11 protein-coding genes are annotated in these 10,619 nt (G+C 43.3%); 4 read left to right on the forward strand and 7 right to left on the reverse strand.

Annotated features, from left to right (window positions below):
* Positions 1–133 precede the first annotated feature (133 nt).
* Together LPKJCM_RS03365 and LPKJCM_RS03370 are read right to left on the reverse strand one after the other, a co-directional pair.
* A complete protein-coding gene (locus LPKJCM_RS03365) occupies positions 134–1,042 on the reverse strand; it encodes a magnesium transporter CorA family protein (RefSeq protein WP_057961656.1) in 909 nt (302 codons plus the stop codon).
* 154 nt (positions 1,043–1,196) lie between these two features.
* Positions 1,197–2,564 (reverse strand): Nramp family divalent metal transporter, encoded by a 1,368-nt coding sequence (locus LPKJCM_RS03370; RefSeq protein WP_057961703.1) that lies wholly within the window; start codon positions 2,562–2,564, stop codon positions 1,197–1,199.
* A gap of 267 nt (positions 2,565–2,831) precedes the next feature.
* On the opposite strand from LPKJCM_RS03370, the gene LPKJCM_RS03375 reads away from it, so the two are divergent.
* Together LPKJCM_RS03375 and LPKJCM_RS03380 are read left to right on the forward strand one after the other, a co-directional pair.
* Positions 2,832–3,470: a TetR/AcrR family transcriptional regulator gene (locus LPKJCM_RS03375; protein ID WP_057961655.1), complete on the forward strand. Its 639-nt coding sequence runs from the start codon at positions 2,832–2,834 to the stop codon at positions 3,468–3,470.
* 310 nt (positions 3,471–3,780) lie between these two features.
* Entirely contained in the window at positions 3,781–5,175 is a 1,395-nt protein-coding gene (locus LPKJCM_RS03380) for a uracil-xanthine permease family protein (RefSeq protein WP_057961654.1), read from the forward strand.
* Positions 5,176–5,359: 184 nt separating this feature from the next.
* Here LPKJCM_RS03380 and LPKJCM_RS03385 read toward each other — a convergent pair whose 3' ends face one another.
* Positions 5,360–5,854 (reverse strand): DUF1440 domain-containing protein, encoded by a 495-nt coding sequence (locus LPKJCM_RS03385; RefSeq protein ID WP_057961653.1) that lies wholly within the window; start codon positions 5,852–5,854, stop codon positions 5,360–5,362.
* Positions 5,855–6,088: 234 nt separating this feature from the next.
* On the opposite strand from LPKJCM_RS03385, the gene LPKJCM_RS03390 reads away from it, so the two are divergent.
* Positions 6,089–6,292, forward strand: coding sequence for a cold-shock protein (locus LPKJCM_RS03390; protein ID WP_057961652.1), 204 nt, complete (start codon positions 6,089–6,091; stop codon positions 6,290–6,292).
* Positions 6,293–6,379: 87 nt separating this feature from the next.
* Here the strand turns inward: LPKJCM_RS03390 and LPKJCM_RS03395 are convergent, their stop codons facing one another.
* Positions 6,380–7,243 carry a GRP family sugar transporter gene (locus LPKJCM_RS03395; protein ID WP_057961651.1) on the reverse strand — a complete coding sequence of 288 codons (864 nt, stop codon included), beginning with the start codon at positions 7,241–7,243 and terminating at the stop codon, positions 6,380–6,382.
* 38 nt (positions 7,244–7,281) lie between these two features.
* Entirely contained in the window at positions 7,282–7,929 is a 648-nt protein-coding gene (locus tag LPKJCM_RS03400) for an endonuclease III domain-containing protein (protein WP_057961650.1), read from the reverse strand.
* A gap of 110 nt (positions 7,930–8,039) precedes the next feature.
* Here LPKJCM_RS03400 and LPKJCM_RS03405 point away from each other — a divergent pair, with 110 nt between their 5' ends.
* Positions 8,040–8,657 (forward strand): sugar O-acetyltransferase, encoded by a 618-nt coding sequence (locus LPKJCM_RS03405; RefSeq protein WP_057961649.1) that lies wholly within the window; start codon positions 8,040–8,042, stop codon positions 8,655–8,657.
* A gap of 63 nt (positions 8,658–8,720) precedes the next feature.
* On the opposite strand, the gene yjeM is transcribed toward LPKJCM_RS03405, so the two are convergent.
* Both yjeM and LPKJCM_RS03415 read right to left on the reverse strand, forming a co-directional pair.
* A complete protein-coding gene (gene yjeM, locus LPKJCM_RS03410; RefSeq protein ID WP_057961648.1) occupies positions 8,721–10,208 on the reverse strand; it encodes a glutamate/gamma-aminobutyrate family transporter YjeM in 1,488 nt (495 codons plus the stop codon).
* 162 nt (positions 10,209–10,370) lie between these two features.
* On the reverse strand, positions 10,371–10,619 hold a 249-nt coding region (locus LPKJCM_RS03415), incomplete at its 5' end, for a hypothetical protein (RefSeq protein ID WP_439951798.1).

Genomic DNA, 10,619 nt, shown 5'->3' on the forward strand with positions numbered 1-10,619 from the left:
AACAAATGTGCCCGTCCGAACGTATTTGAGAGGCCGAACCTCACACAATCATAACCACTCAAACCCACACACCTCAAAAGAACCCCAAGTTGTCACAATACATTAAAGTAACAACCGTACCCAATAGAAGCCATCACATCTTCCGCCGCGCTTTCAGCATAATCAACATCGCCACGATCAATACAACTGAGATTCCCAAAGTCAGCATCCACGCGTATTGCAACCCAGCCAGTGGCAATTTAACATTCATCCCATAAAAGCCGGTAATAATTGTCGGCACGGCCATAGTGAGTGACCAAATTGTCAAGAACTTCATTGTGTCATTCAGATTATTATTGGCAATGCTGTTAAACGTGTGATCGATTCGGTCAACAACTTGCATTTCAATTTCAAACATCCGTTGCACCTGCTCGCCCTCAATTTGTACATCTTCAAATAAATCAATCTTGTCTTGATCCGCGCCAGCACCAAAATGAGTCTTGGGCAGGCGATTCAATTCACTGAGGTTGGTTTGAACCGCGCTGGATAAAAAGGTCAATGTCTGTTGAAGATGGGACAAAGAAACCAAATCACTGTTTTTCGTTTTCCGATTCAACATTTTATCCAAATAATTTCGCTTCTTGGTAATTCCCCGAGAAATGGGGATAAAGCTATCAACCACTGCGAACAAGGTTTCCAAAATGAACGCATCCACAGTCTTGACCTTAGGATTATCCAATGCAGCGTATAGCGCCGTGTTGACTTCTGGAATATGGCTTTGATTAAACGTGAATAAAACGCCCTTATGAAGCAGCATTCCAAATGGCTGGGTAATGTATCTCAATGCGTCCTTATCGAGGGCATACGGCGCCAGAAAGATGAATAGCTGGTCATCCTCATTGATATCGTAAACATAATTGGTACTTTCATCTTTATCAGTAACGTACTCAATAATATCTTCGTCAATGCCGTATTGATTCTCTAAAATCTGCGGTTCTTCGGCGTTAATTTGGATTGTTTCAATCCACTTGGTTCCATTGATCATCTTTTCGGGCTTGATCATTTAGTAATCCCCCTATTAGTTATTAATTTCTATTTTAGACTAAAAGAAAAGAAGCCGCAGACAATTTTTTGAATTGTCAACGACTTCCAACTTTGAAAGACTTTCATAAAAGATAACCAGAATTGATTGATATTTTATAAAGGCTCCTAAACGACTATTTCAGCAATCCAACTGTCTGGAGAATCAAGTAAACATTCAAGGTTACCAGCACAATTGTGGCAAACCAGGCTGCATATTTGACCCACGTATGGTTTGCGAACTCTCCCATCAACTTCTTGTTACTGGTGAACATCACTAATGGGATGATCGCAAACGGTAAAGCAATACTCAAGAATACCTGAGATGCAGTCAGCAAGTTCTCAATCTTAGCTTCATTACCATGATAGTAAATTGCGAAAATCAGAACTGGCGTGACTGACAGCAGCCGAGTAATCAACCGTTGAACCCAAAGTGGCATTCTCAAATGAATGAAACCTTCCATAATAATTTGTCCTGAAAGGGTTCCGGTAATCGTTGAACTCTGGCCTGATGATAACAAGGCAACGGCGAACAGCATACTCAGAATCGGGCTGGCAATGGCGCCAACGATGTGTGAGTTCTGTAAGGCGTTGAACAAATCAACGAACCGGCCAACTGAACTATTAGTGCCGAAGAACAACGCAGCTCCCAGTACCAGCAGCAGACTGTTGACAACGAATGCCAATGATAGTTGGATATTTGAATCAATGGTTGAAAACTTAATTGCTTTAGCAACATCCTTATGATTCTTGCGGTTAACCTGGCGGGTCTGCGAAATCGATGAGCCCAAGAACAAGTCATGGGGCATCACGGTAGCACCAACAATCCCCAGTGCCAGGTAAAGCATTGATTTGTCAGTCACAATCGAAGTTGAGGGAATGTAACCGGCAAACAATTCAGGCATATTCGGTCCTGATAGGAAGACTTCATATGAGAAGACCAGCAAAATCACTGCCACTAAAGTTACAACAATCGCTTCAATCTTCCTGAATCCTAATTTCATCAGTAACAATAAGATCAACACATCGGCACTGGTAATCAATATCCCAATCACCAACGGAATCTTAAGCAACAGTTCCAAGGCAATCCCAGAACCAATAATTTCAGCAACATCCGTTGCCATAATAGCTAGTTCGGTAATAATCCATAGAATGAACCCCACTCGCTTGGAGGTTCGCTCACGCGTTAACTGGGCCAAATCTTTTCCAGTCACGATTCCAAGTTTAGCTGCCATGGATTGTAACAACATCGCAATCAAACTTGAGATCAAGACCACTGATAACAGGCTGTACTTGAACTGCGCACCACCGGCAATTGAGGTAATCCAATTACCGGGATCCATATACCCGACCGCAATTAAAATTACCGGTCCGGTATAAGTCGTTAATGTCCGCCAAAAGCCGGCATCTTTGGGAACAACGATACTCCCATTGACTTCATCCAAGCTCTTGCCCGCACCTGGTTCTTCTGTACTGCTGAAAAACTTCTTCTTAGGTTCTTTCATTTCCACACTCTCTCGCATGTCATAGCCCTCTTTCATTGGTTTAAATTCGGACAATTGTTTGAGTAGTTACTCACTCAATCACCAACACTCTTTATACGCATGGGAATATAAAGGTCAACCATTCCTTTCAAAAGTTTTCAAGAAGCCGTTTTCATGGCATTTATCAAGAATTTACATGAAAATTTTCTAAGTCGCTTTATAAATATGGGATTGAGTGTATACTTAATTTGAAATTCAAACTGTAAGCATAGTAAGGAGTCCCACCAAATGTTAAATGGTACCGAATTAAAATTATTTGCCGATGCCAACGTGTTAAATGAAATGACCGATAAGCAGGTCAAAATTCTATTGGCAGCAATCGAAGTATTCGCAGAAAAAGGCTACGCCAACGCCAGTACCAAAGAAATTGCGACGAGGGCAGGCGTTTCTGAAGGTAATATTTTTAGTAAGTTCAAAAATAAGCGTGGGTTACTGGATGCCATCATTGAACCGGTGATCAACTCTATTTTTCCTGCCGTTTTGACCGACATTAGCGATGATCGGCTTCCCCAACAGTTTGTGACCCTACATGCACTCGTCGATTCATTAGTCCACGATCGAATTCAATTTCTTAAGGACAACGCAGCGGTGCTCAAAATTTTTGTTTCAGAGGTCCTGTATAACGAAACAGTCCGTCAACAGCTGCTGACCAAATTCCCACCTTTGTACTGGCGCAACATTAATCGGAACCTAAACCAGCTTAAAGAAAACCACTTGATTGTCAACTGGGACAATTTGGAAATTTTAAAAATAATGTGGTCAATTGTCGGTGGTGCCATTATTGGCTACCTATTGTTTGACCAACCACTCGAGCAACGAGAAATTACCCATACAATCGACGCACTGGTCAAGTCCCTCGCCAGATAATCGGGGCTTCATAGCAAAAAGCTGAAATTCAACGATGAATTTCAGCTTTTTTAATGGGGATAATTTCAATTTAGACAATGTTTTTTCAAGCGATAACGGTTTCATCCCCATCAGAACAATCATATTGTGACATCCTTAATTGACGCTTCCAAACACGAACATTAGAGTACAAAATTAATTTGGAATTACATATTGATTATTGCAAACCTAGTGTTTATACTAAGCATTAACTAGTCAGGCGAATTATTTATTTTTATTTTAGATTAATGTTCGTGTTTGACTGAAATCAATTAATTGAGGAGAGTTCTTAATGAAACGCAATGATAGCGGTTTGCTTTACGGTCCAGAAGACAAAGTTTCATATTTCCAGTCAGGATTACTCGGTCTCCAACATGTGTTGGCGATGGATGTTTATGTGCCCCCAATCATTATTGCCGGCCTCCTGTCCATGAGTCTTGCTCAAAAGACCGGCTTCTTACAGGCAGCCTTCCTGGCCTGCGGGATTGGAACGATTCTTCAAACTAGGTACTTCATGAAGCTACCGGTTTCTCAAGGCCCTTCATTTGTGCCAATTGGTGCCGTTGCGGGTGTCTACTTAGCCAATGGTGCTGCTAATGGTGGCATGGCAACCGTCCTGGGATCTTTGATTGTCGGTGCGCTGCTATTAATTTTACTTGGCGTTTCTGGTGTCTACCAAAAAATTATCAACACGTTGGTTCCGGCAATTGTTGGCGGCACCATTATTACCTGCGTGGGTCTGTCGTTATTACCGTCTGCTTTGAACGACAATATTTTTAAGGCTAGCGGCAACGTCAATCAAAACATTGAAATCGCTGCGATTACAGCTTTAGCAATGTTAGTTGCGATTACGATTGGTATTCGCATCCCACAACTTCAGCGTTTATTCAAAGTCAGCTCAATCATCATTGCTTTAATCGTCGGCACGATCGTCGCTTCAATGATGGGTCGCTTCGATTGGTCAGCTGTTAATAACGCAGCTTGGATCAGCCTACCCCACTTTACGTCATTACATTACGGAATTCATTTTTCACTGCCCACCATTTTGACCTTCGTTGTCATCTACATGGTATTGACAACTGAGACGACCGGTACCTGGTTTGCGATGAGTGCCGTTGTCGGTGAAAAAATCACCAAAAAGCAATGGAATCGCGGCATTATCGGCGAAGGACTCAGCTGTTTATTTGCCGCATTACTGGGAACAACGCCCATGACGGGTTATTCAACCAATGCTGGGGTCGTTTCAATTACCGGAGTTGCCAGCAAACGAGTTTTTGTTTCAGCTGGTATCTGGTTCGTTGTCCTTGGCTTCTTCGGTAAATTATCGGCATTCCTGTCAGCCGTTCCCGCTGCAGTCATCGGCGGCATTTTCTCAATCATTTGTGTCATCATTATGCTCAACGGCTTAAATGTCATTCGTAACCTTGCAACTGACGAAAGCACCATCTACGTTCTGGGCATTCCGATTGTCTTGACGATGGCTGTGATTCTTTTACCAGCTAAGGTCATCAGCGAAACGCCACAAATGGTTCAGTACCTGCTTGGCTCCCCAATCACGATTGCCGCTCTGAGTGCCATTATCATTAATTTGGTAATGGGTAATCGGAAGGTATCAGAATCACCAGAAGACACTTCAGAAATCAAACCCACTGCCGTTTCTAAAGAGGAACTCGCCGAATCAAAATAATGATTTAATTTTATGGATAAACCAAATGAAGAAGACTGGGACATAGGCGTTTAGATCCCTGCCGTTTGCCACGTAGGCTATGCAAGCGATGCTGGCCGTCGTCGCAGCTTTTGGCAAGATAGAAGTGGTGTTCAAAGTTGCCATTACAAACGCAAAAGAGTTATGTCCCACCCTTCTTCATATTTTATTTACTTAACTTCCTGTAAACTTCATCCGCTATCAAGTCGTTGGTCCACATCCAAACAACGTGTCCCAATGCTTCGGAGACATGTTCTTCGGCTGGTTGATCCTTGGCGGCCGGAACCGTGCCCATTGCCGGCATGATTCCCAAATGGAAGGCGCCCCAGACGCCTAAGCCAAACAATGTGCCGTCACCCATTTTAATCATTGGAACATAGTGTCCGGCTAAACTGTAAAACATTGCAAATGAAGTCGAAAAGCCAAAGTGAATCACGTAGCTGACCCACGGCAACTGCTGATCGGAATAAGTGTAAGTTGCGTGGGTGACCTTTTCAGGGACACCCGCCTGCTCCAGCAAGCGTTGTGGCGGATTGGTTTTATTGCGTTCCGGTGTCCGCGGCGGCAAAACATTTTCCCACCCCAACTTGACCAGGCCGGAAATGACGCCGGCAACGCCACCTGCAATTAAGGCGGCTTTCCAATTGACTGATTTGCTCATATGATGATCCCCTTTCAGCATTAACGTTACCTTTATTATAATCCAAGTGGCCAAATGACACTTCCTAAAGCCGGAAAAATACTTCTATTTGCTTTTTTCAAAGTTACCTGTTAGTATACAGATAATGTATTTAACTTCGAAACAAGGTCCATCGTTCTTATAAGAATGACTCCTTACTTTTCAAGTTTCAAATGCAAAATTTATCGCGCTATGCGCAACGGAGGTTTCATTCTTATGGAACAAGGTACTGTTAAATGGTTTAATGGAGACAAAGGTTACGGTTTTATCACTTTAGAAGACGGCAAGGACGTTTTTGTTCACTTCTCAGCTATCAATGCTGACGGTTACAAGACCCTTGAAGAAGGCCAAAAGGTTACCCTTGACGTTGAAGACAGCGATCGTGGCCCACAAGCTACTAACGTTTCAGTTGTTGAATAATTAAATCAAAATAAATAAAGACCCCTGTGAGGGTCTTTTATTTTGCCAAAAATGCGCTGGATTTGCAAATCCAGCGCATTTTTGGCTCTAGAAAACAGTTGTAATAATGGCCCCAGAGATAATTAGTAGCAAACCAAGCACTGTAAACACCAGCTCACGATGAGTTTTCGTTTCGTGCATCCAAATCATCCCCAACAATGTCGAAATAACCACGGCCAGCTGGGAAACCACAAAGGCTGAATTAACCCCGTTGTTTTGAACTGAACCGATATACGAAATTGCGCCAAGGGAAAAGACCAGCCCACCAGCAATATTTAGCCAACTTGACCGTTGCTTAAAGATTCGTTGTTGGTGAGTCACAAAGACATAAACCATCACGGCCACTAAAATGCCAATAGATTCGGGTAAAAAGATTGCCAGCCCAGAATCGCTCAGGCCACGGGGAATGGCCATATAAACGATGTATCCCAAGGTCGTCGTCAACAGCATGATGATGGTGGGCAACTTCTTATTTGGCTGATCCTGTGCAATCAGCGGTTTGTCAGTGATTGATGTCAGCACGATCCCCAAAATAAGGACTAGAATTCCAACTGCCCCTAATACCTTTTCCATTGTGGTGGACCACTCACCGAAGATCACCACCCCAACCAAGGAAGTTCCAATCAGCTGAAACCCTGTAGATGTTGGCATGGTCGTGGATACCCCAATGTTTTGAAAGCTAATGAACTGCCCTACCTGGCCAATGACCCAAAAGCAGCCAGCCAGCATCGCGGCTAAAAAAGTGAACGGGGATAGCTGGGGATGATAGACAAATGTCATCATGACCGCAACGACAAGGGTTCCAACAGCGGTACCAAAGATTTGATTTGCGGGTTTACCACCAATTCGGGCAACAATTGGCGGTAAGAGTCCCCACCCAATTGCCGGTAGTAGCATCAACAGGATATTCATTTCACTAAGGCCCTCTTCAGTCAATTAATCGTGATTCTTCAAAGATCCAATACATGTTTATCAAAGCCACCCAAAAAGCTGGCTTCAAAGTCCTTGCGACTTTTCAGAAACTGCTTGCCAAATTCGTCAATTAAGCCGTGAAATTCTTGGGCTTCCTGATAGGTGAATGATTTCGGCAACTTAATCCGCTGTTGCAGCTTGGAATAATTCCTAAGATTACGAAATCCCAGATACCCAAAAAGCGTTCTTGCATACTTGTCGGCAATAAACGCCGGCTGATCAAATACATACACCAACAGTGAATCAGCCGTTTCTTCGCCAACCCCCGGCATTTTTAACATTGTCTGACGCAAGCCTGAACCGTACTTATCAGCTATTCGCACAAAATCGCAGTTGTCCTGATCAAACCATTTGAGGACGGCCTGTAGACTGCGAGCTTTATTCACATAAAACCCACTTGGCCGGATAAGTGACTGTAGACTTTCAATTGGCAGTCCTAAAATTTGGGTGACATTTAAGTCGGTTTCATCCTTCAAATTAGTCAGTGCCATATCCACGTTATTCCAATTGGTATTTTGGACAAGGATCGCCCCGATCACAATTTCCATTTTTGAATCAGCCGGCCACCAATATTGCGGCCCCATTTGCCGATACATTTCATGATAAAGTGGCATTGGATTAATCACAGGAACTCCTCCTCAAAAACAGCTAAGACCATTATAACAGTTCGGTTGGTGGTAGCGCTACCATCGGTTAATACGTTATACTGAATTATCATACAAATTTGGAGGAAATTATGAACGAACAAGAAAAAATGCTGGCTGGTAAAATTTACGATCCAACTGACCCCGTTTTAGCTGCCCAGCAACACCAAGCTCACCGACTTTCAAAGCAATACAACGACACCTTCGATAAAGAGTCCGAGCGACGAGCAAAAATTGTCGCTAAGCTGCTGCCAAAGGCTAGTGCGGACATTTACCTTCAGGGACCGATCTTCTTTGACTACGGCATTTACACGACGATTGGTGACCACTTCTATGGTAATGCCAACCTTTCAATCCTAGATGACTGTCCGGTGACCATCGGCAATAACGTGATGTTTGGCCCAAATGTCACGCTTGCCACCCCAATGCATCCACTTCGCTATCAAGACCGAAACGTTAAACAGCGCTCCAACGGTTCAGAATACGATGATGAATACGCTAAACCAATCACTATCGAGAGTAACTGCTGGCTTGCCAGCAACGTTGTCGTGATTGGCGGAGTGACAATTGGTGCGGGCAGTGTCATCGGTGCCGGGTCCGTCGTGACCAGAGATATTCCTGCTAATTCTCTGGCGGTTGGCAACCCATGCCGGGTTGTCCGTCAAATTACCGATAAGGATGACATTCATTTAAAAACTGACTTATTCTAGGTAAGAAAGCACTCAAAAGGAGGCAGTCAAAATTTTTGTCTGCCTCCTTTTTGTAATTTAAATTTATGACTTCTTCAATTTTCTTGATTGATATGCCAAGAACGCCCAGGCAATTGCGCCAAAGAAGATTGGACCGATGATTGTCCAGAATGCAGTAACATAATCATGTTCCAAGATTGGATAGACCACAGTAAAGCCAATCCCGAGGACCAGTACAATCAACACAATGATTGAAATAGTGTCAGTCATCCAACGTTTCGTATAAATTTCAAATGGTCGTTCCAAATTCTTCTTTCGTTTGAAGAATGGGAAGGCAGCGACCAAGAAGATGTATGGGAATGAAGTGGAAATGTTTCCCATATTTGTCAAAATCACGTAGAACTGTTTGGCACTTGAACCACCAAAAGTCACGAAGAAGATCAGGACGGCAACAATGACCGCTTGGGTCCACATTGCAAATCCAGGCATCCCTTTCTTGTTCAGCTTAGTCATTTTAGTCGGCCAAAAGTTAGGATTCGACCCCATGATAAATGACTTAAGTGGTGAATAGATCAACACGAAGAACGAGCCCATGTAGGCCATGAACATACTCAAGCCGGCAAAACGGGCAAACGTCGTCCCTAATATCGTGCTGGTCGCTGCAGAAAGGTGCAGGATTTGACCAAGAACCACACCCAAGTTAGCCATCAGGACATATGTAATGTTCCCCAGGTTAACGTGGCCGTTGCCGAGGACTGAATGCCAGTTGGCAGTGATTCCCCAGAGAAAGATTGATAATGAATACATCACGGTAATGACCAAGGTTGAAATGATCAGGCCGCGTGGAAATGTTTTTTCTGGTTCGTGCATGTTGTCGGTCACACCACCAAGGGTTTCCGTTCCGGCATAGGCAAAGACCGCGTAAACCATAAACGAAATCAAGGCGATGGGTGACTGGAAGTCCGGGTTGGGTGATTGAATAAAGCTGTGCATCCCAGTCACCGGCTGCGCTAAGTGGCCGCCATTTAAGATTAAAACGGTCACGCTGGCAATGGCAAAAATAACCGTCAGCAAGGAGACAAATATCCCCCCGACAGAAGAAATTTTTGAGATTGAATCCATTCCGCGAACCGCAAACCAAGTGACGGCAATAATCCAAAGAATCGCTAGTAAGCCAATGGTCTTGGTTGAACTCAATCCAAAGAAGCTCCAAGTCTGGGTCGTATCATGACCGAACAAGGTCGTCGCAAATGGGATCCAAACCTTTGAAGCCGTCGACATCATCCAGATAATCCAGGATGACAGCCAGATGAAGGTCCCAATAAAGGCCCATTCCTCACCGATTGACCCTGCCAGCCAAGAATAAATCCCACCGTGGGCATCCTTAAAAGTGGATCCATACTCGGCAAACATCATCGCAGTCGGCAGCAGGAACAAAATCGCGGCCAAAACGTACCAAATAATACTTGCATACCCCATTTGCTCGTAAGCAACGGTGGTATTGGCAAAACCATAAATCGTGGTAAAAATCATTAAGATTAAACCAACTAAGGTGATCTTTTTCTTTGACATAAGATTGATTCCCCAATATATTAAATTTTGAAAAACATTGTGCAAATGATTGCTCAAAAACAAACTAAAGAATAGCATGACATGATTAAAATTAAGCAACAAGAGTGACGAACAAGGTTAAATCTCCATTAAAATTGGAACCGGTTTATCGATTGATGAGATTCACCTTCCCAATTTGGAATGAGATTTTGATGAATCTTTACCAAGTAAAAAAGAGGCTGGGACATAAGTCCCGCCGATAAATAAACTGAGCCGCATTTTCCACTTTCTCTGGAAGATGCGGCTCAGTTTTTCTATCCAACCAAAAATATGAGTTAAATTGGCCATCATTTTGGCCAATTTATTCATATTTGCTGCCATCAAGATAATTCCTAATTCATTATTTACTTGTCTTAATCCACGTACCGATAA

The organism is Lentilactobacillus parakefiri (assembly GCF_002157585.1).
Lineage (GTDB): Bacteria > Bacillota > Bacilli > Lactobacillales > Lactobacillaceae > Lentilactobacillus > Lentilactobacillus parakefiri.